This window comes from Sphingopyxis terrae subsp. terrae NBRC 15098 (assembly GCF_001598815.1).
In the GTDB taxonomy this organism is placed as follows: Bacteria; Pseudomonadota; Alphaproteobacteria; order Sphingomonadales; family Sphingomonadaceae; genus Sphingopyxis; species Sphingopyxis terrae.
In genome coordinates, this window is the sequence record NZ_BCZQ01000012.1 from 131,816 (window position 1) to 157,958 (window position 26,143).

Consider the following 26,143-nt stretch of genomic DNA (forward strand, 5'->3'; position numbering starts at 1 on the left):
GTGGCAGGCCCCTGTGGTGAAATTGGTAGACGCGCTCGACTCAAAATCGAGTTCCGCAAGGAGTGCTGGTTCGAGTCCGGCCAGGGGCACCATAACCGAGAATCGACTTTCAGACGCGTAACGGCCCCGGCGGAACCCGCATGGCAGGCCGCGCATTGCATTCGCATTCCGCTATGGAGGTTTGCAGATGGTGCAACGCGCCTATTGGAAGGGACAGATCCGCCTTGCGCTGGTGTCGATCCCGGTCGAAATCTATCCGGCAACCAAATCGGGGGCGAGCGTCAGCTTTCGCCAGATCCACGAACCGAGCGGCAAACCGGTCAAATATGAAAAGGTCGTGCCGGGCATCGGCGCCATCGATACCGACGACATCGTCAAGGGCTATGAGGTGTCTAAGGGCCAGTATGTCCTGCTCGACGAAGAAGAGATCGAGGCGGTCAAGCTGGAGAGCAAGCGCACGCTCGAACTGGTCCAGTTCGTCGACGCGAGCGACATCGACATCCTCTATTATGAAAAGCCCTATTATGTCGTCCCCGCCGACGATCTGGCCGAGGAAGCCTACATCGTCCTGCGCGAAGCGCTGCGGCGAACGAAGAAAGTGGGGCTGGGACAGCTTGCGCTGCGCGGTCAGGAACAGCTCGTCGGGCTGCGTCCCTGCGGCAAGGGGCTGGTGCTCGAAGTGCTGCGCTATGCCGAGGAAGTGAACAAGGCCGCCAGCTATTTCCGCGACGTGCCCGCGAGCAAGCCCGACGCCGATCTGCTCGATCTCGCCGAAACGCTGATCGACAAGAAGAGCGGCAAGTTCGACGCCGCCGACTATCACAATCACTATGTCGATGCGCTGAAGCGCGTCATCGCCAAGAAAGCGAAAGCCAAGGGCAAGCGCGTGCTCGAGGATGTCGGGGAGCCCGCCGATGTGCGCGAAGGATCGAATGTCATTGATCTGATGGCAGCGCTCAAGGCGTCGGTCGACGGCAAGAAAACGGCCGCCGCTGCGACGAAGAAGAAGGCGCCCGCCAAAAAGGCGCCGACGAAAAAGCGGGCATAGTCTCGTGAGCGCCGGATTGCCCTCGGCTATTGTGTACCCCTGCGAAGGCAGGGGGCCATCATCCGGCCTCGTGCCATTTTCCTACGGTTCGGCTCGCGTCGCCTACATCGGTGATGGGCCCCTGCCTTCGCGGGGGCACAGACAAGGTGGAACGCGATGACCCGTGCCGACCCTCTCGCCCAATATAACAAGAAGCGCGATTTCAAGCTGACCCCCGAACCCGCGGGCGAGGTTGCGAAGGGGGGCGGCAATCGCTTCATCGTCCAGAAACACGACGCGACGCGCCTCCATTACGACTTCCGGCTCGAAGTCGATGGCGTGCTCAAGAGCTGGGCGGTCACCAAGGGGCCGAGCGCGAACCCCGACGACAAGCGGCTCGCGGTGCGCACCGAAGATCATCCGATGGCCTATGCCGATTTCGAGGGGGTGATCCCCAAGGGCGAATATGGCGGCGGTTCGGTGATGCTGTGGGATCGCGGCACCTGGGCGCCGGTCGCGGGGAAGAGCGCGAAGGATCTGGAAAAGGGCCATCTTCACTTCACCCTCGACGGCGAGCGGATGAAGGGCGAATGGCTGCTCGTCCGCATGAAGCCCCGCGCCGGTGAAAAGCGCGAGAACTGGCTGCTCCGCAAGATCGACGACGCCTATGCGGGGGGCAGCGACGACTTGACCGGCCGCTACCTCACCAGCGTCCTCACCGACCGCCCGATGGCCGAGATCGCGGGCGACGAAGGCGGCGAGCAATCGCTGAAGGGCGCGAAGGGCGAAGCCTTTGCCAAAAAGATGGCCGCCGCCGCGGCGCACAATCGCAAGGTCGCCAAAAGCTCGAAGCGCGGCACCAAGCCGCCGAAGTTCCGCAAACTCCAGCTGGCGACGCTCGTCGACAGCGTGCCGGCCGGCAACAACTGGTTCTACGAGATCAAGTTCGACGGTTATCGCGCGCTCGTCGCCGCGGCGGGGGATCAGGTCGTCGTCTATACGCGCAGCGGGCTCGACTGGACCGACAAGTTCGCGCCGCTAGCGCGCCATATCGCCGCGCTCGACCTGCCGCCGTGCCTGATCGACGGTGAGATCGTCGCCTATGGCAAGGACGGCAACCCTGACTTCTCCTCGCTCCAGGCAGTCCTGAAACGCGGCCACGGCGCGCAGGACGAGGCGACCGACCTCCACTTCTTCGCCTTCGACCTGCTCGAAGAGAACGGCAAGTCGCTCACCGCGCTCGGCAATCTAGCACGCAAGGAACGTCTTGAGGCGCTGCTCCGCGATGCAGCGCCGCCGATTGCGGTCGCCGATCATGTCATCGGCGCGGGCGAAAAGCTCTATGAGGCGATGTGCGGCGCAGGGCAGGAGGGCATCATCGCCAAGCGCGCCGATGCACCCTATGCCGGCCGCCGGTCGAAAAACTGGGTGAAGGTCAAATGCACCCGCCGCCAGGAATTCATCATCGTCGGCTGGAAGGAGAGTTCGGCGAAGGCACGTCCCTTCGCCTCGCTACTCCTCGCGCAGCGCGAAAAGGGTGAACTCGTCTATAAGGGCAATGTCGGCACCGGCTTCGATGCCGATACGATGGCGATGCTCGCGGCGAAGTTCGCGGGCCGCGCGCGCAAGACGGCGCCGGTCGATGTCGACAAGGCGGCGGCGCGCAAGGTCCATTGGGTAAGGCCCGACCTTGTCGCCGAGATCGCTTTCGCCGAATATACCGCCAGCGGCTCGGTCCGCCACGCAAGCTTCGTCGGGCTGCGCGCCGACAAGGAGGCGAAGGACGTGAAACCCGAAACCAAGGCCAAGGCTCCCAGCCCGGTCAGCGACGTGAAGATCAGCAGCCGCGACCGCGTCATCTTCCCTGAGGCAAAGGCGACGAAGGGCGACCTCGCCGACTATTATGCCGCGGTGGCGCCGGTCATGCTCCCCCACCTCGCGCGCCGCCCGGCCAGCCTCGTCCGCTGTCCGCAGGGACGCGCGAAGCAATGCTTCTTCCAGAAGCATGATTCAGGCTCTTTCGGCCCGCACGTCCACCACGTTCCGATCGAAGAGAAGGACGGCGGCGTTGAGGATTATCTCTATGTCGAGGATGCGGACGGCATCCTCGCCTGCGTCCAGATGGGGACGATCGAATTTCACGGCTGGGGCAGCCACGTCGATACGCTCGAACAGCCGGACCGCATGGTCTTCGACCTCGACCCCGACGAAGGGCTCGACTTCGCCGACGTCAAAAAGGCCGCGGCGGATTTGAAGCGCCAACTCGCCGACATCGGCCTCGTCAGCTTCGCGATGCTCTCGGGCGGCAAGGGCGTCCATGTCGTCGTGCCGCTCGATCCGGGGCACAGCTGGGACGCGCATAAGGATTTTGCGAAGCGCTTTGCCGAGGCGATGAGCCTTGCCGAACCCGATCGCTTCGTCGCGACGATGAGCAAGGCAAAGCGCAAGGGAAAGATCTTCATCGACTGGCTGCGCAATCAGCGCGGCAGTACCGCGATCATGCCCTATTCGGCGCGGGCGCGGGCTGGGGCGCCCGTGGCGGTTCCCATCGATTGGGACGGGCTGGCCGCCATCGACCGCGCGCGCCACTGGACGATCGCAGACGCCCGCGCCTTGCTCGATCGCGCCGCGAGCCCGACGCTGAAGGGATGGGGATTTGCGCGGCAGACGCTGCCCGCGATCTGACCCCGCATCGGCGCTGCGATCCTCCCGCTTTCGAGGCCCGAAAAATAAGGATGCTTAGCCATTTAATGTTGCAATTCTGGCACCGTTAAAATGGGGAAAATGTGCAATTTATTCATAATCCGGTTGCATGCTTATCGGGCGGTTGGGTCGACTTGTTGAAAGCAGGTTAACCTTACTCGGAACATGTTTGAATATTTTGCAGAATTCGGATATTCTTGCCCGACCAGGCCTGAATATTCTCCGTTAGTTCGATGCCATTTCCTTCCATCGGGATGGCATTGTGGATCAGGAGGATGGAATGATCGAACCCCGCTTTTCGGGCACGGCGCACGAACCCAGGGCCGCGACCGATGGCGATCGTCGTGGGGGGGACCGTTACCGGACGGTCTGGCGGATCGCAAAAGTTGTGCGCGACAATGATGTCGGGCTATGGCGCGTGCGCAATATTTCGGACCGCGGCATGCAGCTTGCGGCCGACGTTCCCGTTCATGTCGACGAAAATCTGGACATCTATCTGTCCGACAGTGTCGTGCTGAAGGGCAAGATCGTATGGGCCGACGGTGGCCGCTGCGGCGTGGCCTTTCACGAAGAGATCGACGGCGCCGGCGTGCTCAAACAGCTTGCTGCCGAACAGCGCGCTTATGGCTATCGCGCGCCGCGCATCCCGCTCCACTCGCGCGCCAAGGCGCAGGTCGATGGGGTCGAAAGCATCATCGAACTGGTCGACATGTCGCAAAGCGGCGCGGGCTTCGTCCATGGCGGACATCTCGAGGTCGGGCGCCATCTGCACCTGACGCTGGCCGACGGGCTGGAGCGCAAGGCGATCGTGCGTTGGGCGCGCGGCGGCCGCGGCGGATTGTGGTTTACCGAACCGCTGAACCGCGTCGATCTGGAAAGCATTCGCCGTTTCGAGGGCTGAGCCGTTCAGGCGATCGCCTTTGCCTTACCATCGCGGACGATCTTCGCCCAAGGGTTGAGATCAGCTTCGGCGACCTTGACCAGCCGGTTGTGGTCGCGGTGCCGGAAAGGCGCGTCGCGGCCATGCACCATCAGCATCGTGTCGGAGACATAGCTCCACGATCCGTCGGCATGGAATTCGACGTCGAGCTGATAGCTGTCGGTACGGAACGCCGCTTCCAGAAACGCGGTCGAACAAATGCCATATTCGGTCTGGCCGCGCTCGGCGCGGACCGACAGCTTGCGCGCATCGGGCGCCGCGTGTCCCGCCGCAATCGCTATCTGGCCGCGCGGAATCGCCAGCGTTTGCAGGATCAGCCCGGTCGCCGGTTCGTAGAGCCAGTAACCGACCTGGTCATGGAAGGTGATATCCTCTTCGGGCGTGTTGATGTGCAGATGGTAGCGCAGGCCATAGAATAGCTGCGGCCCGTTCGCCTGCGGGTCGATCGGCTGCATTTCGACCCGCTCGTAATAGTTGCGGGTTTCGGGGCCGTCGGCCTTCGGATTGACATCGATGCCGCGCTTTCCTTCCCAGATGCCGGCGAAATGGCGCAGTGGGCCGAGATTGGCGAGCGTGTCGGGATCGACATTCTCGGGCTCGGTGAAGATGTCGTTCGGCACGTCCATGCTTGATCCCCCCAATGCGTGCGCTCAGATGTCCTCGGCCAGTCGTCCGTAAAGCTGCGGCCGGCGGTCGCGGAAAAAGCCCATGCCCGCACGATGCTTCGCGGCGCGGTCGAGATCGATCGTTTCGACCAGCACGCCCGTTTCGGTGGCGCCGAACGCCTGCGTCAGATCACCCCATTCGTCGGTGATGAAGCTGTGGCCATAGAAATTCGCATCGCCTTCTGCACCGATGCGGTTGGCGGCGATCACCGGCATGCAGTTCGACACCGCATGACCCTGCATCGCGCGGCGCCACATGCGGCTGGTGTCGAGGTCGGCGTCATAGGGCTCGCTGCCGATCGCGGTCGGATAAAAGAGCAGTTCGGCACCCATCAGCGCCATCGCACGCGCGCATTCGGGATACCATTGGTCCCAGCACACCCCGACGCCGATGCGGGTGCCGAAAACGTCCCACACCTTGAAGCCCGTGTTGCCGGGGCGGAAATAATATTTCTCTTCATAGCCCGGCCCGTCGGGGATGTGGCTTTTGCGATAGATACCCATGATCGCGCCATCGGGGCCGATCACCGCGAGCGTATTGTAGTAATGCGGCCCGTCCTTCTCGAAGAAGCTGGTCGGGATCGCAACTTTGAGCTTCGCGGCGAGCGCCTGCATCGCCTTGACGCTCGGATGCTCGGCGGTCGGGTGGGCGCTAGCGAACAGCGCCTCTTCTTCGACCTGACAGAAATAGGGCCCTTCGAAGAGTTCGGGCGGCAGGATGACCTGCGCGCCCTTGGCCGCCGCTTCCTCGACGAGCGCCGTGACCGCGTCGATATTGGGTTGCATGGGGCCGGGCAGGGGAAGCTGGAGCGCAGCGACGGTGATGGTACGGGTCATGAGGCGGATATAAGCAAGCCGGCGCATCTTGCCACCGCAAAAGCGGATGAGCGGTGGGCGTTGTTATGGCAGGGGGCGTCCGCAAGCGACCGGTTGCGGACGCTTATTTCTTATCGCTCTAGTGACCAATCGTCGGCGACACACTCGAACGTATTGTCACGCAGATAGAACAAGAAGTGCCGTTTTCCTAGCTTGTCCGACAGCACGTCTCGCCAATCGGTCGGCTGATTCCTCAATGGGTCCAACCCCGAAATCTCATAGAACTCGCCCCATTCGGGCGCGCTCGCACTGTAACGGCAATCTCCCCTGAGCCATCCCTCGTCATTTGTGGGGCCCAAACGCCAGCGCTCGCTTCCGGTAAACGTCAAACGGCCACGCTGACCTTCCTGTGCCTCATAGGCCCAAGGGTTCAGTAAGAAGCTCAACCTGACTGCATCGCCATGAACCGAGACCTCTTCGTCGGGATCATTCGGTTCTGCGTTCCAGTCGTGATTCAACTTAACAAAAAGCGCTCCGTCCATTTCTATTGGGCTAACGCCTTCAATGGCAGCTTTCCACCCCAAAACCGACGCTTGCACCACCATCTGTGCCTACGCGTCGCCTCAGGCCGGCACCTGCTGGCTCGAGCAATGGAAGCTGCCGCCGCCGGCGATGATTCCGCGCGCTGGAACGCCGACGGCGCGGCGATCGGGGAACAGCGCCGCGAGCGCCTCGACCGCCGCAGCATCGTTGGCGACGCCATAGGTCGGGACGACAACAACCGTGTTGCCGATGTAGAAATTCATATAGCTCGCCGCGATGATCTCGCCGTCCATCTCGATCCGGCCGGGCGAGGGGAGGTCGACGATATCGATGCCGCCGAACGCCGCGGCGCGCGCGCGCGCATCCTCGTAAATGTCGGCGTTGGGGTCGTCGCTGCCCGTCGTCACGGGCAAAGCCAGCCGCCCTTCACCCACGAAGCGGGCGAGATTGTCGACATGGCCGTCGGTATGGTCGCCGACCAGCCCCTTGCCGAGCCACAGCAGGCGGTCGATGCCGAGCGACTGGTGCAGTCGCACCTCGATATCCGCGCGCGTCAGCGACGGGTTGCGGTTGATGTTGAGCAGGCATTCCTCGGTCGTGACGCAAAGTCCGGTGCCGTCGACGTCGATCCCGCCGCCTTCGAGCACCCAATCCTGCTCATCGACGGGCAGGCCGCTTTCCGCCGCCAGCGCCGCGCCGACTTCCTGATCGCCCGGCATGACGAATTTCTCGCCCCACCAGTTGAAACGAAAGTTGCGTGCGCGCCTTTTTGGGCCCGTTCCCACAATGATCGGCCCCGTGTCGCGCAGCCAGATGTCGCCGAGCGGTTGCACCAAAATGCGCACCCCGGGATCGACGAGAGCCGCAGCAATCTGCGCCTGCCGCTCGTCATTGACCACCAGCCGCACCTCCTCGCCGCGGCCGCCGTCGTGGACAACGTTGGCAAAAGCAGCGACATCGGCACGCGCCGCCTCGATTTGCCCCGCCCACTCGTCATCGAGGTGCGGAAAGCCGATCCACACTGCGGCGTGCGGCGCCCATTCGGCGGGCATGGGGAGCGTCATGGGCGCCGCCTCGCTTATTTGCCTTCGCGCGATTTGTCGCGCGCGGCGCGGAACTCGTCGCCTTCGTTCCAGTTGGGCCAGCTATCGGTCGACGCGAGCATCCGGCCCGCGGCATAATAGAGGCGGAGATCGGCGAGCATGCCGTCCCAATTCTTTATCGCCGCATATTCGTCGCCGGGCGCGTGGTAGCGGTTCTTCTCATAATCCTCGGCGGCCTTCTTGCCGGCGTCCTTGCCGCCCGCGACCAGATCTTCGCCGGCGCCGAAGTTGAAGAAGGGCACGCCGCGCTTGGCGAAGCTGAAGTGATCCGAGCGATAGTAGAAGCCCTTTTCGGGGGTCGGTTCATCGACAATCGTCACCTTCGCCGCCTTGGCGATCTTTTCCAGATAGGCGTCGAGCTGCGACTTGCCGCGGCCGACGACGACGATGTCCTTCGCGGGCCCATTGGGGTTGAGCGCGTCCATATTCACGCCGCCCACCGTCCGCGCGAGCGGGAAGACCGGGTTCGCCGCATAATATTCCGATCCGAGCAGACCCGATTCCTCCGCCGTCACTGCCAGGAAAACGATGCTGCGATCGGGCGCGCCCGCCTTCTGATAGGCCTGCGCCAGCGTCACCAAGGCGGCGGTGCCGGTCGCATTATCGACGGCGCCGTTGCAGATGTCGTCGCCGTTCACCGGCGTGCAGCGGCCAAGATGGTCCCAATGCGCGGTATAGAGCACATATTCGTCGGGCCGCTTCTTGCCCGGCAGAATGCCGATGATGTTATGCGACAGCTTCTTGGAAATCTGATTGTCGAAGCTGAGCGACGCCTTGACGCCGGTGAGCGGAACGGCCTTGAAACCCTTCTTGCCCGCGGCCTCGCGCAGCGCGTCGAAATCCTGCCCGGCGCTCGCGAACAATTCCTTCGCCTTGTCGAGCTGGATCCAGCCGTTGGCGGCAGTCTGATCGGCGCCGCCATCCTTCTTTTCGGCGAGATATTGGGTGCCGGTGTTGCTGCTTTCCACGACGTTCCAGCCATAGGCGGCGGGTTCGGTGTCGTGGACGATCAGCGCGGCGGCGGCGCCCTGACGCGCCGCTTCTTCATATTTGTAGGTCCAGCGGCCGTAATAGGTCATCGCGCGGCCGTTGAATTCGCCTTTGGCTTCCGGGGTTTGCCAGTCGGGGTCGTTGACGAGGATGACCACCGTCTTGCCCTTCACATCAAGCCCGGCATAATCGTTCCAGCCCTTTTCAGGCGCGTTGATGCCATAGCCGACGAAGACGACGTCGCTGTCCTTGATTTCGGTTTTCGGCTGCACACGATAGCTGAACGCGACATAATCCTTCGCATATTGCAGCGTGACCGGCGCCTTGCCGCCGGTGAAGCGCAGCGGCGTCGCATTCTTTGCGGTGATCTCGACCAGCGGGACTTCCTGCGTCCACTGGCCGTTGTTGCCGGGCTTCAGCCCCGCCGCCGCGAACTGGCTCGTCAGATAGGCGATCGTTTTTCCCTCGCCCTTCGTGCCGGGCGCGCGGCCTTCATAGGCATCCGATGACAATTCCTTGGTCACATCCTGCAAAGTCTGGAGCGACAAGTCGGGGAACTGGACATCGGGCAAGACGGCAACCGCGTCGGCCGCCGTGGCGCCGGTCGTCGGCGCATCGGCGTTGCACCCGGCAACGCCGAGCAGAACCGCGAGAGCTGCGGTGGTTCGGGGGAAGCGAAGCATGGAATTTCCTTGGATTTTCGTGTTCGACGAGGGGGCTTTTGCCAGCCGCGCTCCCCCGATGCAAGAAGGGCGGCCCTTTCGGACCGCCCCCTTGATGTCGCTTCGGTGGAAACCGGATCAGCGCGAATAGAATTCGACGACCAGATTGGGCTCCATCTTCACCGGATAGGGCACTTCGTCGAGCGTCGGCACGCGCACGAAGGTCGCCTTGGTGCCGTCGAGCGCCAGATATTCGGGCAGATCGCGCTCGGGCAGGCTCTGCGCTTCGGCGACCAGCGCCATTTCCTGCGCCTTCTTGCCAAGGGTGACTTCGTCGCCCGGCTTCACGAGGCGGCTCGCGATGTTGCACTTCACGCCGTTCACATAGACGTGACCGTGGCTGACGAGCTGACGCGCCGAGAAGATCGTCGGCGCGAACTTGGCGCGATAGACGAGCGCGTCGAGGCGGCGTTCGAGCAGGCCGATCAGATTCTGGCCGGTGTCGCCCTTCATACGCGCGGCTTCGATATAGTTCTTCTTGAACTGCTTTTCGGTGATGTCGCCGTAATAGCCCTTGAGCTTCTGCTTGGCGCGGAGCTGGATGCCGAAGTCCGACATCTTGCCCTTGCGGCGCTGACCGTGCTGGCCGGGGCCATATTCGCGGCGGTTGACCGGGCTCTTCGGGCGACCCCAGATGTTTTCGCCCATCCGGCGGTCGAGTTTATACTTGGCGCTCTGGCGCTTCGACATTTGCGTCTCCAATTTGCTGTGTGCCGAAGGATTTCGGCGGGTCCCGGATCGCACCACAGGAACGATGTCCTGTGCGACCGCCGCTTCACCGGGGTGCGGGGTCAATTTGCGAAGGCGCGCGGTTAGACGGTAGGCGCGGCCGAGTCAAGTCGTGCCGGACGCTGGACGGCGCGCAAAAAGGCGCTAAAGGCAGCGCGCATGACCTCTGCCAAACTTCCCGACCAATGCGAAACCATGGCCGACGTGCGCGCCGGCGTTGATCAGGTCGACCGCGAGCTTGTCGCGCTGCTGGTACGCCGGTTCGGCTATATGGACGCAGCGGCGCGGATCAAGGCCGAGCGCAGCGCCGTTCGCGACGAGCCGCGCAAGGCGCAGGTGCTCGACAATGTTGCGCGCGAGGCCGAAAGCGCGGGCCTCGACCCGCAGCGTATCCGCGCGGTGTGGAACGAACTGGTCGAACAGTCGATCGCGCACGAACTGGTGCGCTGGGACGGGATTCGCCGCTAGGGTAACGTGGATTGATATGATCCGCGTCCCCGAGCGAAGCCGAGGGGCTTATTCGAGCGAAGCCGAGAATCCGCACCATCGCTGCCTCGCTTTCGCTCGGCGTGGCCCCTCGGCTTCGCTCGGGGAAACGGACTATCTCGACGGTCCGGTTTAACTTTCGTCGCTGTCGCGTGCCGTTCTGGGCTTTCGGCCCAGCATCGTGATGATGCCGTGCATCATCCGGATATCATTATAGGACCAGCCGGTCTTGGTGATCGCGGTACGGATGGTGCGTAGCGTGGCCTCGGTGCGTTCGGGCGGAAAGAAATAGCCCGCCGCGTCGAGGTCGCGGTTCAGATGCTCGATCAGCTGTTCGAACTCGGCATGATCGGCCGGCGGATCGAGCGGGACTTCGGGCGGGCTGGCGAGCGCGACCCCTTTCGACCATTCATAGGCGAGCAGGATCACCGCTTGCGCAAGGTTCAGCGATCCGAATTCGGGGTTGATCGGCACGGTGACGATGCTGTGGGCGAGCGCGACATCGTCGGTTTCGAGCCCCGACCGTTCGGGACCGAAGACATAGGCCGAACGGCCAGCGGTCGCGTGAACCGCCTTCGCAGCGGCTTCGGGGGTCAGGACCGGCTTGGTGACGCCGCGCTTGCGCACTGTCGTCGCATAGATGTGGGTGCAGTCGGCCACCGCCTCGGCCAGCGTATCGAACACCGCGGCATCGGCCAGCACCACGTCGGCCCCCGATGCGGCAGGCCCTGCATCGGGGTTCGGCCAGCCGTCGCGCGGCGCGACGAGGCGCAGTTCGGTCAACCCGAAATTGAGCATCGCGCGCGCGGCCTTGCCGATATTCTCGCCAAGTTGGGGGCGCACGAGGACGATGACGGGGGGAGGGGCTGCCTCTCGAGGCGCGCCCTCGTCGGGGCTCGGTCGCTCCTCAGGGCGAAGAGATGGTGAAAAGCTCCGTTCGTCCTGAGGAGGAGCAGAGACTGAGCTTGTCGAAGGCTCCGCTCCGTCTCGAAGGATTTTCGCCCGGCTCGCCAGTCTGCGAATGGCTGGCCAACCTTCGCGGATCAACGCTTCCTTCTTCGCTCGCGACCAGCCCTTTATTTGCTGTTCCGCTTCGAGTGCCTCGATCCGGGTTGGAAATTCCGCGCTCCATACCAGCTTCACCGGAAGTCGCTTTTGCGTATAACCCGGCACCTCACCCGACTGATGTTGTCCGATGCGATGTTCGAGTTGATCGGTATGTCCAACATAGTAGCTGCCGTCGCGGCAGCGCAGCATGTAGGCCCAGAAAGTCACGAGAGAGGCCTGTCGATTGGGCCTTTCGAACGGCTGCACCGGGCGGGCCCTTCGAGACGGGACTTCGACAGGCTCAGCCCCTCCTCAGGACAAACGGATGTTGTAAGCCAGCCCAATCTTCAGCCCTTCTTCGCCGCCTCGGTGATCGACGAGGCGAATTCCTCGAAATCCCGGGCTTCGGTGAAGTCGCGATAGACGCTGGCGAAGCGGATATAGGCGACATTGTCGAAGCCCTTGAGCGCTTCCATCACCATCGCGCCGATCTGCGTCGCCTGAACCTCGTTATCGCCCGAGGTTTCGAGCTGGCGCTGGATGCCCGACACCAGCCGTTCAATCCGCGCGCCGTCGATCGGGCGTTTGCGGCATGCGATCTGGACGCTGCGCATCAGCTTTTCGCGGTCGAAGGGTTCGCGGCGGCCGTCGGCCTTGAGGACGGCAACTTCGCGCAACTGAATCCGCTCGAAGGTGGTGAAGCGCGCGCCGCAATCCTCGCACTGGCGGCGGCGGCGGATGGCGGCGCCGTCCTCGGTCGGACGGCTGTCCTTCACCTGGCTGTCTTCATGTCCGCAATAGGGGCAGCGCATGGGTTAGCGCTTCACCCGCGTATAGAGCGCGATCGCCGCGCCCGCGAACAGGCCGACCGGCCAGGTCACGACGGGCAGCACCGCACCCGCGATCGCGCCGACGACGCCGCCGGTGATGACCGGCCGCGTCGAGGGATGATCGATCCCCTGCTTGCCCATCGCCTTAACCTCTTCGATCGTCAGTTCGACCAGCGTCGGTTCTTCGGGGTGCTGCCGCGCCATCGCCCTTATCCCTGATAGATGGGGAAGCGTTCGCACAGCGTGCGGACGCGGCCGCGGACATTCGCCTCGACATCGGCATCGCCATGCTCGCCCTTGTCGCGCAGCGCTTCGAGCACGTCGGCGACCATGTCGCCGATTTCCTCGAACTCGGCGATGCCGAAGCCGCGCGTCGTGCCCGCGGGCGATCCGACGCGGATGCCGCTGGTCTTGACCGGCGGCAGCGGATCGAAGGGCACGCCATTCTTGTTGCAGGTGATCGCCGAGCGTTCGAGCGCTTCGTCGGCGTCGCGGCCGGTGATGCCGAGCGGACGCAGGTCAATGAGCGCCAGATGCGTGTCGGTGCCGCCCGCGACGACATCGGCACCGCGCGCTTTCAACCGGTTAGCGAGCGCCTGCGCGTTGGCGATCGTCGCTCTCGCATAGTCCTTAAATTCGGGGCGCAGCGCCTCGCCAAAGGCGACCGCCTTGGCGGCGATGACGTGCATCAGCGGGCCGCCCTGGAGGCCGGGGAACACCGCCGAGTTGATGCGCTTCGCAATCGCCTCGTCATTGGTCAGGATCATGCCGCCGCGCGGGCCGCGCAGCGTCTTGTGCGTCGTCGTGGTGACGACATGCGCATGCTCCATCGGCGAGGGGTGGGCGCCGCCGGCGACGAGGCCCGCGAAATGCGCCATATCGACCATCAGCAGCGCGCCGACATCGTCGGCGATAGCGCGGAAGCGCGCGAAGTCGAGCGTGCGCGGATAGGCCGAGCCGCCCGCGATGATGAGCGCGGGGCGATGTTCCTTCGCCAAGGCCTCGACCTGGTCGAAATCGACCAGATGGTCGTCAGCGCGCACGCCATATTGCACCGCGTTGAACCATTTGCCCGACATGGCGGGTGCCGCACCGTGGGTCAGGTGGCCGCCGGCGTCGAGGCTCATGCCGAGGATCGTGGCGCCGGGCTTGGTCAGCGCGAGCATAACCGCTCCGTTCGCTTGCGCGCCCGAGTGCGGCTGGACGTTCGCGAAGTTGCAGTCGAAAAGCTGCTTCGCGCGATCGATCGCGAGCTGTTCGACTTCATCCGACGGCGCGCAGCCCTGATAATAGCGACGCCCCGGATAGCCTTCGGCATATTTGTTGGTGAAGACCGACCCCTGCGCCTCGAGCACCGCCTTGGAGACGATGTTTTCCGAAGCGATCAGTTCGATCTGATATTGTTCGCGTTCCAGCTCATGCTTCATCGCCGCGGCGACCGCAGGGTCGGTGGCGGCGACGCCGTCGGTGAAATAGCCGGCCGATTTGATGGGCTTGTCGAGCGTGTCGGTGGTCATTGGCTGTTCTCCAGGACGGGCGGGTGGGAAAGCTTGTCGACGCGGCGCGCGTGGCGGTCGCCGGCGAAGTCGGTGGTCAGGAAGGCGGTGACGCAGGCCTTGGCCATGTCGATGCCGGTCAGGCGCGCGCCCATCGCGATGACGTTCGCGTCATTATGTTCGCGGGCGAGCTTCGCCGACAGCGGCTCGGACACCAGGGCGCAGCGGCACGCGGGGTTGCGGTTGACCGAGATCGAGATGCCAATGCCCGACCCGCACAGCGCAATGCCTTTGTCGGCGCTGCCATTGGCGACCGCATCGGCGAGGCGGTAGCCATAATCGGGGTAATCGACGCTCTCGGGACCATGGGTGCCGAGGTCGGCAACCTCATGCCCTTCGCCGCGCAGCCAGTCGGCGAGCAGCGCCTTCAGGTCGGTGGCGGCATGGTCGGATGCAATGGCGATGCGCACGGCGCGTCTCCCGCTGGGGCGTTGAGGGAATCGGATGAGCGCGCTTTAAGCGAAGCGCCGCGAATTGGCCATAAGCGGCAGCGGCTTTTTCGACGCTATTTTGTCACAAAGCGGGTTTGACCGGTCGGCCCGCCGCCCGTAGACCGCGGGGCATGGGCGACACGCTGCTTTCGATCGTCATGCTGGGTGCAATTGCGCTGTTAGTCGGCGCGGTCATGGTGTTTCGCAGCGGCGACCGCCGCCGCGCGCTGCTGATGATCGTCGCGGCGCTGATCATGTTCGCCAATGTCGCGATCTGGCTGGTTCCGGTGAAATGATGTCGGTCCTCCCTGTCGCGCAGCGATGGGGAGGGGGACCGCTCGCGAAGCGAGTGGTGGAGGGGCGGCGGAGTCGCGCTATTTGCCCCTCCGTCAGCCCTTCAGGCTGCCACCTCCCCATGGCTTCGCCACAGGGAGGATTTGAAGCTCAGCGGATCGGTGAATCGGGCGCAAGCCGCATGTCGAGATAATTGTCGAGCGACTTCATCAGCTGATCGAGTTCATGTTCGAAGAAATGATTGGCGCGCGGAATCTCGTCGTGGTGGATGGTGATTCCCTTTTGGGTGCGCAGCTTGTCGACGAGCTTCTGGATCGCGCCCGGCGGGACGATTTCGTCCTGGCCGCCCGCGACGATGATACCCGACGACGGGCAGGGCGCGAGGAAGCTGAAGTCGTACATGTTCGCCGGCGGCGCGACCGACAGGAAGCCGCGGATTTCAGGGCGCCGCATCAGAAGCTGCATACCGATCCAGGCGCCGAAGCTGAAGCCGGCGACCCAGGTCGTCTGCGCCTCGGGGTGGATCGACTGGACCCAGTCGAGCGCCGCGGCGGCATCGGACAATTCGCCGATGCCATTGTCGAACGTGCCCTGGCTGCGGCCGACGCCGCGGAAGTTGAAGCGCAGCACGGCGAAGCCGCGCGCGACAAAGCTCTTGTACATCGCCTGGGTGATGCGGTCGTTCATCGTGCCGCCACCCTGCGGGTGCGGGTGGAGGATCAGCGCAACCGGTGCGCGCGGACGCGGCGGGGGCGAGAAACGACCTTCGATGCGGCCCTCGGGGCCGGGGAAAATGACGTCGGGCATGGAAGCACCTCTTATCTTTTTTGAGCTCGCGGCCGAATCGCCGGTTGGCGGGGTGGCGGAGCGAAGGTGGCGCCTATATAGAAAATAGGTCTCAACTTGCAACTTTTGCGAATCGTTCGCAATAGAGGGCGATTCTTGCTCTCGTTGGTCATCCGACGAGAAAGAGAGAGCGTCGCTCGACACCAACGCGATTAGCGGGCAAATGCCGCAAATGATCTACCTCGATTATCAGGCCACGACCCCGCTCGCTCCCGAAGCGCGCGAGGCGATGCTGCGATGGCTTGGCGATGACGGCGACAGCTTTGCGAACCCCGCGAGCACGCACAAGGCCGGGCGCGCGGCGGCGGCGGCGGTCGAGGTTGCGCGCGATCAGGTGGCGGCGCTGTTGCCGCGCGGGGGGCGCGTCATCTTCACGTCGGGCGCAACCGAGGCGCTGAACTGGGCGCTCTTCTGCGGTGCCCGCGCGATGCCCGGCGGGGTTGCGGGGCTCAGCATCGAACATGCCGCATCGCTCCAGTGCCTCGAGCGGCTGGACGCGGCGATCCTGCCGGTCGATGCGGCGGGGCTGGCGCTGCCGCCCGACGCGGCGCTGATCCCCCAAGGGGGCATCGTCGCGACAATGCTGGTCAATAACGAGGTCGGGACGATCCAGCCGGTCGCCGATTTCGCCGCGGCGGCGCATGCGAAGAACAGCCTGCTGCTGTGCGATGCGGTGCAGGGGTTCGGCCGCATCGCGATTCCCGAAGGTCCCGACCTGATCGCCGTATCGGCGCACAAGATCCACGGACCCAAGGGCATCGGCGCGCTGTGGATTCGCGACGGCGTCGATCTGCCGCCGCTGATGCTGGGCGGCGCGCAGGAACAGGGGCTGCGATCGGGGACCGTCTCGCCCGCGCTCTGTGCCGGGTTCGGTGGGGCGGCGGCGCTGGCGGCCGACCGCCTGGAGGTCGACGCTGCGCATGTCGAGCGCCTGTGGTCGCTCGCGATGGACATGCTGCCCGAGTGGACGATCAACGGCGCCGAAAGCCAGCGCTATCACGGCAATCTCAATATCCGGCGCGAAGGGGTCAACGGGCTGCGGCTGATGTCCGATGCGCGCGGCGTCGCCTTTTCGCTGGGCAGCGCCTGTGGCAGCGGATCGGGCAAGGTCAGCCATGTGCTGCGCGCGATGAGCATGAGCGAAGCCGACGCGCGCGCCTCCATCCGTCTCGGTTGGGGACGCTATACGTCCGAACAGGCGTTGCGCGACGGGTTGAATGCCATCAAGGATGCGGTCCGCTTGCAGGGAGGGAATTGATGCGCGTCACCTTCATCCATGCCGATGGCAAGGGACGCACCGAAGTCGTCGCGGAACCGGGTTCGATCCTGCTCGACGTGGCGCAGGCGCATATGATGCCGCTGGAAGGCACGTGCGAGGGGCAGATGGCCTGTTCGACCTGCCATGTCATCGTCGCAAAGGAGGATTTTGGCCGCCTGCCGCCCGCCAGCGAGATGGAGGAGGATATGCTCGATCTTGCCGCCGGCGTGCGCCGGACCAGCCGCCTGTCGTGCCAGATCGTACTGACCGAGGATCTCGACGGTCTGACCGTTCATATCCCGTCCGAAAGCCGCAACATGCAGGGGCCGCGCTGATGTGTCGCCGGCGCGCCGCGGGCCTTGCCCTGACGCTCGCCGCCGTCGTCACGCTGGCCGGGTGCGCATCGTCGCCCGCAGCGACCAACAGCGCCCGCGACAGCGCGCAGGCGAGCGTCGCGAACCGGATCGATGCGCTGGAAAAGAAAAGCGGCGGCCGGCTGGGTGTCGCCGTAACCGACCAGTTCGGCAAGCTGATCGTGGGGCACCGCGCCGACGAGCGTTTTGCGATGTGCTCGACCTTCAAGCTGCTGCTCGCCGCGCAGACGCTGACCGCGGCGAAGAATGGCGTGTCGCTGCGCACGCCGCTGGCCTTCACGCGCGCCGATCTGCTGCCGCACTCGCCGGGCGCCGAGCGCCTGCTCGATGCCGAGGGGAAGGGTGAATATCGCATCGGCTTCGCCGCCGAGGACGCCGTGGTGCTCAGCGACAATCTCGCCGCCAATCTGCTGCTCGATCATTTCGGCGGGCCGACCGCCTTCACCGATCATGTTCAGGCGACCGGCGATCTGGTGACGCGGCTCGACCGGGTGGAGCCCGACCTCAACGCCAATATTCCGGGCGATCCGCGCGATACCACCAGCCCCGCAGCGATGGCGAAGAGCGCCGCCGCCTATATCTTCGGCGACAAGCTCGACCCCGCCTATCGCACGATGCTGCGCGACTGGCTGGTCAAGAGCGAGACCGGGCTTGCGCGCATCCGCGCCGGCCTGCCCCGAACCTGGCACGTCGGCGACAAGACCGGGACGTGCGGCACCGCTTATAATGACGTGGCGTTCGTCGAGGAGCCGGGCGGCGACAAATATATGATCGCCGTCTATCTCGACCGCCCCGCGCTGAAGGGCGATGCCGCCAATGCGATCATCGCCGATGTTGCGCGCGCGGTGGCGGGCGACCGCACCGAATAGCCGCGCCGCTTGCAATTCGCGCCCGCCGCCGCCATATGCGCGCCGGGAGTCGGGCGGACGCAGTCTTCGCTAACCCGGTCAGGTCCGGAAGGAAGCAGCCGCAACGAATTCGCTGCGGGTCGTTCCGGCTCCCACCCATTTCCACCATTTTCGACCGAGCGGCGGCTTGACCGCCCGCAATTGCTCGCACACCCTGCGCACCGCAGCAGGGGAGGATGGGCATGAAATATGGTGTTCCGGCCGGACTGGGCGCGGCGGTCTTGCTCGTCATGGGGGCGGCGCAGAGCTCGACAGCGTATGAAATCAAGCCGAAACAGCCCAATCACGAGCGGCTGACCGCGCTGGCCGAGCGGTGCCTTACCGCCGCCGCCGGTGCCTTGCCCAGCCATTGCCCGCTGCCCCGCACCGCGGCCGAGTTTGCCGCGACCGACATTGGCGGGTCGGTCTACGCCGATGCCGTCCGCTGGCCGGACGATCCGACGCGCCAGATCAGTGCGACGGGCCTCGGCAAGATTGCGGTCAATCTTGGCGCCGAACGCTGCAAGAAGCATGTCGGGCCGGGCAAGCCCTTTGGCGGCCTGATGTGCAACAGCCATTATGGCGCGCTGCAATTCCTGCACGCCATGCGCCCGACGGCGGGCGAGGCGCCATCCGAAACACGCGCCAAGATTCTCGGCTGGACGCGCGCGGCCTTTGCCATTGCAACTGGGCAGGGCGTTGATGCGACGACGGGATATTGCACCTATTTCCGAAGCCAATCTCCGGCGCTTGCGGAGGCATTTGCGCCGCCCGGCTTTCCCTATTGCGACGACCGGACCAAAGGCGGGAAAAGCTATAAGGCGTGGCGCGTGCATACGCTGTTCACGCTCGAATGCCGCAATCCCGTCGCGTCGACCAAATGCAGCGAATTGACCGGCGATGCCGCAGCCGATCTCGCACGCAAGCGCGCGGCCGGCGCTTTGCTGCATCTGATCCAGGACAGTTTCTCGCAAAGCCATACGGCGCGGGGCGGCGCTTTTCCCGCCGGCCCCTACAGCGCTCGCGTCGTGTGCCTGCCGGTGCGCGAATATTATGATTATGCCCAGAATAGCGGCGTCCATCCGGCGGCCGACAAGGCGCCGACCTTCGACCTTGCCGGCTGCGCCGACGGGCCGGTGGCCGATCCGATCACCGCGTCGGCGCAGATGCTCTGGCTGATCGAGCAGCGCGCGAATCCCGATGCGGCGGTAAAGCTGATGGCGGAGGCGGTTCTGGGCGCGGCGACCTGACGCGTAGCGGCGCGCGCATACCCTTCGACAATCGGCGCGGCGCATCCTAAAGACCGGCTATGGACGATTCCGCCGACGACACTCCGATGCTGGGCATGGACTTGCCAGAGGCGGCGCCCGCGCCTCCCTCGAACGGGCCTTACCGCGTCCTTGCCCGCAAATATCGGCCGCAGACCTTTGCCGAACTAATCGGGCAGGATGCGATGGTCCGCACGCTCGGCAACGCGATCGCGCGCGACCGGCTGGCGCATGCGTTCCTGATGACCGGGGTGCGCGGGGTCGGCAAGACGTCGACCGCGCGATTGATCGCCAAGGCGCTCAACTGCATCGGCCCCGACGGGCAGGGCGGGCCCACGATCGATCCGTGCGGCGTGTGCGAGCCGTGCCGCGCGATCACCGAAGGGCGTCATATCGACGTGATCGAGATGGACGCCGCATCGAACACCGGCGTCGACGATGTGCGCGAGATTATCGAGGCGGTGCGCTATGCTGCGGTGTCGGCGCGCTACAAGATCTATATCATCGACGAAGTGCACATGTTGTCGCGTAACGCGTTCAATGCGCTGCTGAAAACGCTGGAAGAACCGCCGCCGCACGTCAAATTCCTGTTCGCCACGACCGAGGTGAACAAGGTGCCGGTGACGGTGCTGTCGCGCTGTCAGCGGTTCGACCTGCGGCGCATCACGCCCGACATGCTGTTCGCGCATTTCAGTTCGATCCTGCAGAAAGAGGGCGTCGAGGCCGAGGCGCCTGCCATCTGGCTGATCGCCAATGCCGCCGAAGGATCGGTGCGCGACGGGCTTTCGATCCTCGACCAGGCGATTGCCCACGCCGATCTGGAAGCCGATGGCGCGGGCGGCGGGCGGATTTCGGCCGACCAGGTCCGCACGATGCTGGGTCTGTCGGACCGCACGGCGATTGCGCAGTTGATGGCGACCGTGCTTGGCGGCGATGCGGGCGCCGCGATCGACCTTGCGCGCGCCCAATATGCGCTGGGGATCGAGCCGGTCGCGATGGTGCGCGGGTTGATGGACCTGACGCACGCGGTGACGCTGGCCAAGGTGGCGCGCCACGACGATCCGGCGCTGGCCGCCGCCGACCGCGAACGCATCGGCGATTGGGCCCAGAAGCTGGGCTTCGCACCGCTCAACCGGCTGTGGCAATTGCTGCTCAAGGGGCATGACGAGGTGCTGCGCGCGAACAATCCGCTCGAGCATCTGGAAATGCTGTTGCTGCGCGTGATCTATGCTGCGTCGCTGCCCGATCCGGGCGAACTGGCGAAGCTGCTCGAATCGGGCGGCGTTCCGGCGATGCCGCTTGTAGCGCCGCAAGCAGCGCCCGCGGGCGATACGCCCGGCGCGTCGGTTGCGGCCGACACGCCGCCGCCAGCGGTCGAGGCACCCGAAGCACCGCCTCCCGCGGCGCTGACCATCGCGCAGATTCACCAGCTGCTCGAATCGACGGGCAATCACCGGCTAGCGGTCGATGTCTATGACCATATGCGGCTGATCGCGCTCGAACCGGGGACGCTGACGTTCGCGCCCGTTCCGGCGCTCGGCGAAGGCTTTGCCCGCGATCTGGCCGACGCGCTGCTCGCTGCGACGGGCAATCGCTGGTCGGTGCGCGCGGGCGAGGGTGAAGGCCGGCCCAGCCTGGCGCAAATGCGCGCCGCGAAGCTGGCCGACAATGATGCGCGAATCCGCGAACTGCCCGTGGTAAAGGCCGTTCTGGCGGCATTTCCCGACGCAAGACTTGTCGAGGATGGCGACAATCGCCATAAGTCCGCCCCATGAAATCGATCGAAGAAATGATGAAGGCGGCGCAGGAAGCGGCTGCCACGGTGCAGGCCCAGATGCAGGAGGCGCAGGCGAAGCTCGACAATGTCGAGGTCGAGGGCGTTTCGGGCGGCGGTCTGGTCAGGATCACCGCGACCGCCAAGGGCCGGATCAAGGCGATCGCGATCGACGACAGCCTGATGGTTCCCGCCGAAAAGCAGATGCTCGAAGACCTGCTTGCCGCTGCGTTCAATGACGCGCGCGAAAAGGCCGATCAGGCGAGCAACGAGGAAATGGGCAAGATGACCAGCGGCCTGCCGCTGCCGCCCGGGTTCAAGCTGCCGTTTTGACGAATTGATCCTCCCTGTGGCGGAGCCATGGGGAAGGCGGGACCGCCGCCGCAGGCGGTGGTGGAGGGGCGGCGACATTGCGTCATTGGCCCCTCCGTCAGCCCTTCGGGCTGCCAGCTCCCCATGGCTTTGCCACAGGGACGAGAAATGCCCATTCACCGCACCGTCATTGAATGCGCGCCAAGTTACGCCATATTAGCGATAACCACCCTATTAAAAGGGCGGCGCGCGGTCTTGCGCCCGCCCAGGAGCCCTGATGAACCAGTCTTTTCCCCTTCTGCCCCTGCGGGACATTGTCGTCTTTCCGCACATGATCGTGCCGCTGTTCGTCGGGCGCGATCGCTCGGTCGCCGCGCTCGAAGCGGCGATGGAAGCCGATAAGGAAATTTTTCTCGTCGCCCAGCTCGATCCGGGCGAGGACGATCCCGTCCGCGACGATCTGTACGATACCGGCGTGATCGCGACGGTTCTGCAATTGCTCAAACTACCCGACGGCACCGTCCGCGTGCTGGTCGAAGGCAAGCAGCGCGCCAAGCTTCAGTCGCTCGACGATGACGGCAAGGCCGTGATGGCAACGGTCGAACCGATCGCCGATGCCGTCGACGATAGCGTCGATACCGCGGCGCTGATGCGCTCGGTCGTCGACCAGTTCGAAAGCTATGCCAAGCTCAACAAGAAGATGCCGGCCGAAACCGCGGTGCAACTGTCGCAGATCGACGATTCGTCGCGCCTCGCCGACTCGGTTGCCGGCAACCTCAACATCAAGGTCGCCGACAAGCAGGCGCTGCTCGTCGAGAATGCGCCTGCGAAGCGGCTCGAAATGGTGTTCGCCTTCATGGAAGGCGAGCTCGGCGTGCTGCAGGTCGAAAAGAAGATCCGCGGCCGCGTGAAGCGCCAGATGGAAAAGAGCCAGCGCGAATATTATCTCAACGAACAGTTGAAGGCGATCCAGCGCGAACTCGGCAACGACAATGGCGAGGGCGGCGACGATCTCGCGGAACTGCAGGCCAAGATCGACAGCCTGAAGATGTCGAAGGAAGCCAAGGCCAAGGCGAACGCCGAGCTCAAGAAGCTGCGTGCGATGGCGCCGATGTCGGCCGAGGCGACCGTCGTGCGCAACTATCTCGACACGCTGATCGGCCTGCCTTGGGGCAAGAAGTCGAAGCTGAAAAAGGACATCGCGAAGGCGCAGGACGTCCTCGACGCCGATCATTTCGCGCTCGAAAAGGTCAAGGACCGGATCGTCGAATATCTGGCAGTGCAGGCACGCACCAACAAGCTGAAGGGGCCGATCCTGTGCCTCGTCGGTCCTCCGGGCGTCGGCAAGACCTCGCTCGGCCGCAGCATCGCCAAGGCGACGGGCCGCGAGTTCGTGCGCCAGTCGCTCGGCGGCGTGCGCGACGAGGCCGAAATCCGCGGTCACCGCCGCACCTATATCGGCTCGCTGCCGGGCAAGATCGTGACCAACCTCAAAAAGGCCGGCACGATGAACCCGCTGTTCCTGCTCGACGAAATCGACAAGCTGGGCCAGGATTTCCGCGGCGATCCGGCATCGGCGCTGCTCGAGGTGCTCGACCCCGAGCAGAATGCGAAGTTCCAGGACCATTATCTGGAGGTCGACGTCGACCTTTCGGACATCATGTTCGTGACCACCGCCAACTCGCTCAACCTGCCGCAGCCGCTGCTCGATCGCATGGAGATCATCCGGCTCGAAGGCTATACCGAGGATGAGAAGGTCGAGATTGCGAAGCGCCACCTGATCGCCAAGCAGATCGAGGCGCACGGCCTGAAGGCCGGCGAGTTCGAACTGACCGACGAGGGCCTGCGCGACCTGATCCGCTATTATACCCGCGAGGCGGGCGTCCGTACGCTCGAGCGCGAGATTGCGCGTCTGGCGCGCAAGGCGCTGCGCAAGATCCTCGAAGGGAAGGCGGAAAGCGTCGTGGTGACGCCCGAAAACCTCTCCGAATTTGCGGGCGTGCGCAAATTTCGCCACGGCGTTTCGGACCGCGAGGATCAGGTGGGCGCGGTTACCGGCCTTGCCTGGACCGAGGTCGGCGGCGAACTGTTGACGATCGAAGCCGTCACTGCGGCGGGCAAGGGGCAAGTACGCACCACCGGCAAGCTGGGCGAGGTGATGACCGAGTCGGTGCAGGCCGCGCTGTCCTTCGTCAAGGCGCGGGCGCCCGCCTATGGCATCAAGCCCAGCCTGTTCGCGCGCAAGGACATCCACATCCACCTGCCCGAAGGCGCGGTGCCCAAGGACGGGCCCTCGGCCGGCGTGGGCATGGTCACGGCGATGGTGTCGACGCTGACCGGCATCGCGGTGCGCAAGGACGTTGCGATGACCGGCGAGGTTACGCTGCGTGGCCGCGTGCTGGCGATCGGGGGCCTCAAGGAAAAGCTGCTTGCGGCTCTGAGGGGCGGCATCACGACCGTTTTCATTCCCGAAGAGAATGAAAAGGACCTGGTCGAGATTCCGGCGAACATTACCGCGGCGCTGAAGATCATTCCGGTGAGTCATGTCGATCAGGTGCTCGCCGAGGCGCTGGTCAGCCCTGTCGAGCCGATCGAATGGACCGAAGCCGACGAATTGGCCGCTTCACCGCCGATTTCGGCGGGTGGAGACCCCGAATCGGCGATTCGGCACTGACCGGACCGCCGACGGGGCTTCCGCAAGGGCCTTTTCATCGCAAAATCGGCATTTTGGCCGGTTTCGCGCCGCTTTTTGCTTTGACAAGGCGGGGCGAAACATCGTTAGTGGCGCGCCATGGCTTCGGGCCATGAGAATCATTCAACAACCACACACAGGGGTTCCTTAGGCATGAACAAACAAGACCTGATCGCCGCCGTCGCTGACTCGAGCGGCCTCACCAAGGGCGATGCGAGCAAGGCTGTCGAAGCTGTGTTCGATTCGATCACCGGCGCGCTGAAGAAGGGCGGCGAAGTCCGTCTCGTCGGCTTCGGCACCTTCGCGGTCAGCAAGCGCAAGGCGTCGACCGGCCGTAACCCGCGCACCGGCGAAACGATGACCATCGCGGCGTCGAACCAGCCGAAGTTCAAGGCCGGCAAGGCCCTCAAGGACGCCGTCAACTAATCGCTGGCGCTTCTTGACGAAGAAACATCTCGGGCCGTGGCGCAAGCTGCGGCCCGATTTGCATTTCGGGGGTGCCGAGTCGCAAATCGGCGTTGCAATCGCGGCGCGAGCGGTTATGGACGACCCGCTTTCGGACGCGGCGCAGCCGCTTCGGTCCGGGACGGGCGCGTAGCTCAGCGGTAGAGCACACCCTTCACACGGGTGGGGTCACAGGTTCAATCCCTGTCGCGCCCACCATCGCCGGGTTGACCGGTCGGTGGCCGTCGCATTGTAAAACATCGGCTGACGGGGCCATTCATCGCCTATTCAATGCATAGGGGCTAAATCTCCCGGCATGATCCGCACCCTGACCTTCTCGATTGCCTCGGCACTGCTGCTTGCTTCAGCCGGTCCTGCGGCTGCGCGCGGCGATCGCGACCGCGATCAGGACAATTTGCGCGAAGCGGCGGCGCAGGGGCAGGTAATCCCGCTCAACCGCCTGATCGCCGATGTCCGTTCGCGCGCGCCCTACAGCAATATGACCTATCTCGGCGGCCCGCAGTTCGATGCGCGCCAGATGGTCTATGCCCTCAAGTTCATGGACGGCAGCCAGGTGGTGATCGTCTATGTCGACGCGCGCACCGGCCGGATCGTCGGCCGCAGACCCTGACATTTTTCGCTGCAACGACATTTTGCGATGATCGTTGCGTCTTGGTAGAGAGGCGTTCGGCCCGCCCTGTCCGGCGGGTTCGCAGACGAAAGGTGCCTGAATGCGGATTTTGATTGTCGAAGACGAACCCACGCTGGGTCCGCAGCTCAAGGCGACGCTGGAGGGGAACGGCTATGCCGTCGACCTCGCGACCGATGGCGAAGACGGGCACTTCCTGGGCTCGACCGAAGATTATGACGCCGCGATCCTCGACCTCGGCCTGCCCGAAGTCGACGGGCTGACCGTGCTCGATCGCTGGCGCCGCGAAAAGCGCAACTTTCCCGTTCTCGTGCTGACCGCGCGCGACAGCTGGTCGGACAAGGTCGCCGGGCTCGACGCGGGTGCCGACGATTATCTCGCCAAGCCGTTCCAGACCGAGGAATTGATCGCTCGTCTGCGCGCGCTGATCCGCCGCGCCTCTGGCAATGCGTCGAGCGAGTTGATCGCGGGCAAGGTGCGGCTCGACACGCGCTCGGGCCGCGTCACGCTCGATGGCGAGCCGGTCAAGCTGACCGCGCAGGAATATAAACTCCTGTCCTATCTGCTGCACCACAAGGGCAAGGTCGTGTCGCGCACCGAACTGATCGAGCATATCTACGATCAGGATTTCGATCGCGATTCGAACACGATCGAGGTGTTCGTCACCCGCATCCGCAAGAAACTGGGCGCCGACATCATCACGACAATCCGCGGCCTCGGATATCAGCTCGACGATCCGCAGGGCTGATCATGGCCG

Annotated in this window: 27 protein-coding genes, 2 tRNA genes and 1 other RNA gene; 18 read left to right on the forward strand and 12 right to left on the reverse strand. The window is 64.5% G+C overall.

Annotation, left to right across the window (positions count from 1 at the left end; genetic code table 11):
• Positions 1–7: 7 nt before the first annotated feature.
• The 4 genes from STE01S_RS08015 (at position 8) to STE01S_RS08030 (ending at position 4,631) form a co-directional block, all read left to right on the forward strand.
• Positions 8–92 (forward strand) — tRNA-Leu (locus tag STE01S_RS08015).
• A 95-nt stretch (positions 93–187) separates the two neighbouring features.
• The gene (gene ku, locus STE01S_RS08020; RefSeq protein WP_062766720.1) at positions 188–1,048 is read left to right on the forward strand and encodes a non-homologous end joining protein Ku; all 861 of its coding nucleotides are present in this window, start codon (positions 188–190) and stop codon (positions 1,046–1,048) included.
• Between the two features lie 156 nt (positions 1,049–1,204).
• A complete protein-coding gene (gene ligD / locus STE01S_RS08025; protein WP_062766723.1) occupies positions 1,205–3,712 on the forward strand; it encodes a DNA ligase D in 2,508 nt (835 codons plus the stop codon).
• Between the two features lie 298 nt (positions 3,713–4,010).
• Positions 4,011–4,631, forward strand: a complete 621-nt coding sequence (locus tag STE01S_RS08030) for a PilZ domain-containing protein (RefSeq protein ID WP_058813295.1) — start codon at positions 4,011–4,013, stop codon at positions 4,629–4,631.
• 5 nt (positions 4,632–4,636) lie between these two features.
• On the opposite strand, the gene STE01S_RS08035 is transcribed toward STE01S_RS08030, so the two are convergent.
• From STE01S_RS08035 to rpsD, 6 genes are all read right to left on the reverse strand, one after another.
• Complete coding sequence (locus tag STE01S_RS08035) at positions 4,637–5,296, reverse strand: FABP family protein (protein ID WP_003044497.1); 660 nt, start codon at positions 5,294–5,296, stop codon at positions 4,637–4,639.
• A 24-nt stretch (positions 5,297–5,320) separates the two neighbouring features.
• On the reverse strand, positions 5,321–6,172 hold the full coding sequence (gene aguB / locus STE01S_RS08040) for an N-carbamoylputrescine amidase (protein ID WP_062766915.1): 852 nt from the start codon (positions 6,170–6,172) through the stop codon (positions 5,321–5,323).
• A gap of 110 nt (positions 6,173–6,282) precedes the next feature.
• Positions 6,283–6,756: a hypothetical protein gene (locus tag STE01S_RS08045; RefSeq protein WP_162928232.1), complete on the reverse strand. Its 474-nt coding sequence runs from the start codon at positions 6,754–6,756 to the stop codon at positions 6,283–6,285.
• 18 nt (positions 6,757–6,774) lie between these two features.
• Positions 6,775–7,758 (reverse strand): agmatine deiminase family protein, encoded by a 984-nt coding sequence (locus STE01S_RS08050; RefSeq protein ID WP_062766727.1) that lies wholly within the window; start codon positions 7,756–7,758, stop codon positions 6,775–6,777.
• A 14-nt stretch (positions 7,759–7,772) separates the two neighbouring features.
• Positions 7,773–9,470 (reverse strand): M28 family metallopeptidase, encoded by a 1,698-nt coding sequence (locus STE01S_RS08055; protein ID WP_062766731.1) that lies wholly within the window; start codon positions 9,468–9,470, stop codon positions 7,773–7,775.
• A 117-nt stretch (positions 9,471–9,587) separates the two neighbouring features.
• On the reverse strand, positions 9,588–10,199 hold the full coding sequence (rpsD, locus tag STE01S_RS08060) for a 30S ribosomal protein S4 (protein WP_003044490.1): 612 nt from the start codon (positions 10,197–10,199) through the stop codon (positions 9,588–9,590).
• A gap of 198 nt (positions 10,200–10,397) precedes the next feature.
• On the opposite strand from rpsD, the gene STE01S_RS08065 reads away from it, so the two are divergent.
• Entirely contained in the window at positions 10,398–10,706 is a 309-nt protein-coding gene (locus STE01S_RS08065; protein WP_003044487.1) for a chorismate mutase, read from the forward strand.
• 150 nt (positions 10,707–10,856) lie between these two features.
• On the opposite strand, the gene STE01S_RS21005 is transcribed toward STE01S_RS08065, so the two are convergent.
• The 5 genes from STE01S_RS21005 to rpiB form a co-directional block, all read right to left on the reverse strand.
• Positions 10,857–11,999 carry a TrmH family RNA methyltransferase gene (locus tag STE01S_RS21005; RefSeq protein WP_082813264.1) on the reverse strand — a complete coding sequence of 381 codons (1,143 nt, stop codon included), beginning with the start codon at positions 11,997–11,999 and terminating at the stop codon, positions 10,857–10,859.
• Between the two features lie 119 nt (positions 12,000–12,118).
• Positions 12,119–12,583: a transcriptional regulator NrdR gene (nrdR, locus tag STE01S_RS08075; protein WP_003044482.1), complete on the reverse strand. Its 465-nt coding sequence runs from the start codon at positions 12,581–12,583 to the stop codon at positions 12,119–12,121.
• 3 nt (positions 12,584–12,586) lie between these two features.
• On the reverse strand, positions 12,587–12,805 hold the full coding sequence (locus tag STE01S_RS08080) for a hypothetical protein (RefSeq protein WP_062766734.1): 219 nt from the start codon (positions 12,803–12,805) through the stop codon (positions 12,587–12,589).
• Positions 12,806–12,810: 5 nt separating this feature from the next.
• A complete protein-coding gene (gene glyA, locus STE01S_RS08085; RefSeq protein WP_062766738.1) occupies positions 12,811–14,118 on the reverse strand; it encodes a serine hydroxymethyltransferase in 1,308 nt (435 codons plus the stop codon).
• Positions 14,115–14,567 (reverse strand): ribose 5-phosphate isomerase B, encoded by a 453-nt coding sequence (gene rpiB / locus STE01S_RS08090; RefSeq protein WP_062766741.1) that lies wholly within the window; start codon positions 14,565–14,567, stop codon positions 14,115–14,117. Before rpiB ends, glyA begins: the two co-directional genes overlap by 4 nt.
• Before the next feature lie 152 nt (positions 14,568–14,719).
• Here rpiB and STE01S_RS20340 point away from each other — a divergent pair, with 152 nt between their 5' ends.
• Positions 14,720–14,884 carry a hypothetical protein gene (locus STE01S_RS20340; RefSeq protein ID WP_003044469.1) on the forward strand — a complete coding sequence of 55 codons (165 nt, stop codon included), beginning with the start codon at positions 14,720–14,722 and terminating at the stop codon, positions 14,882–14,884.
• Positions 14,885–15,032: 148 nt separating this feature from the next.
• Here the strand turns inward: STE01S_RS20340 and STE01S_RS08095 are convergent, their stop codons facing one another.
• A complete protein-coding gene (locus STE01S_RS08095; RefSeq protein ID WP_003044467.1) occupies positions 15,033–15,689 on the reverse strand; it encodes an alpha/beta hydrolase in 657 nt (218 codons plus the stop codon).
• A 211-nt stretch (positions 15,690–15,900) separates the two neighbouring features.
• On the opposite strand from STE01S_RS08095, the gene STE01S_RS08100 reads away from it, so the two are divergent.
• From STE01S_RS08100 to STE01S_RS08155, 12 genes are all read left to right on the forward strand, one after another.
• On the forward strand, positions 15,901–16,986 hold the full coding sequence (locus STE01S_RS08100) for a cysteine desulfurase family protein (RefSeq protein ID WP_062766744.1): 1,086 nt from the start codon (positions 15,901–15,903) through the stop codon (positions 16,984–16,986).
• The gene (locus STE01S_RS08105; RefSeq protein WP_120694163.1) at positions 16,983–17,321 is read left to right on the forward strand and encodes a 2Fe-2S iron-sulfur cluster-binding protein; all 339 of its coding nucleotides are present in this window, start codon (positions 16,983–16,985) and stop codon (positions 17,319–17,321) included. Before STE01S_RS08100 ends, STE01S_RS08105 begins: the two co-directional genes overlap by 4 nt.
• Positions 17,321–18,229 (forward strand): class A beta-lactamase, encoded by a 909-nt coding sequence (gene bla, locus STE01S_RS08110; protein WP_062766747.1) that lies wholly within the window; start codon positions 17,321–17,323, stop codon positions 18,227–18,229. Before STE01S_RS08105 ends, bla begins: the two co-directional genes overlap by 1 nt.
• A 41-nt stretch (positions 18,230–18,270) precedes the next feature.
• An RNA gene (gene ffs, locus STE01S_RS08115) (signal recognition particle sRNA small type) lies at positions 18,271–18,368 on the forward strand.
• Positions 18,369–18,450: 82 nt separating this feature from the next.
• The gene (locus STE01S_RS08120) at positions 18,451–19,497 is read left to right on the forward strand and encodes a hypothetical protein (RefSeq protein WP_162928233.1); all 1,047 of its coding nucleotides are present in this window, start codon (positions 18,451–18,453) and stop codon (positions 19,495–19,497) included.
• Between the two features lie 59 nt (positions 19,498–19,556).
• On the forward strand, positions 19,557–21,290 hold the full coding sequence (locus tag STE01S_RS08125; RefSeq protein WP_409371972.1) for a DNA polymerase III subunit gamma/tau: 1,734 nt from the start codon (positions 19,557–19,559) through the stop codon (positions 21,288–21,290).
• Entirely contained in the window at positions 21,287–21,622 is a 336-nt protein-coding gene (locus STE01S_RS08130) for a YbaB/EbfC family nucleoid-associated protein (RefSeq protein WP_003044450.1), read from the forward strand. Before STE01S_RS08125 ends, STE01S_RS08130 begins: the two co-directional genes overlap by 4 nt.
• Before the next feature lie 256 nt (positions 21,623–21,878).
• Positions 21,879–24,275: an endopeptidase La gene (gene lon, locus STE01S_RS08135; RefSeq protein ID WP_062766753.1), complete on the forward strand. Its 2,397-nt coding sequence runs from the start codon at positions 21,879–21,881 to the stop codon at positions 24,273–24,275.
• A gap of 171 nt (positions 24,276–24,446) precedes the next feature.
• Positions 24,447–24,719, forward strand: a complete 273-nt coding sequence (locus STE01S_RS08140; RefSeq protein ID WP_003044445.1) for an HU family DNA-binding protein — start codon at positions 24,447–24,449, stop codon at positions 24,717–24,719.
• 162 nt (positions 24,720–24,881) lie between these two features.
• A tRNA-Val gene (locus STE01S_RS08145) sits at positions 24,882–24,956 on the forward strand.
• A gap of 97 nt (positions 24,957–25,053) precedes the next feature.
• Positions 25,054–25,368, forward strand: a complete 315-nt coding sequence (locus tag STE01S_RS08150; protein WP_062766756.1) for a PepSY domain-containing protein — start codon at positions 25,054–25,056, stop codon at positions 25,366–25,368.
• 100 nt (positions 25,369–25,468) lie between these two features.
• Complete coding sequence (locus STE01S_RS08155) at positions 25,469–26,134, forward strand: response regulator transcription factor (protein WP_003044440.1); 666 nt, start codon at positions 25,469–25,471, stop codon at positions 26,132–26,134.
• Positions 26,135–26,143 lie beyond the last annotated feature (9 nt).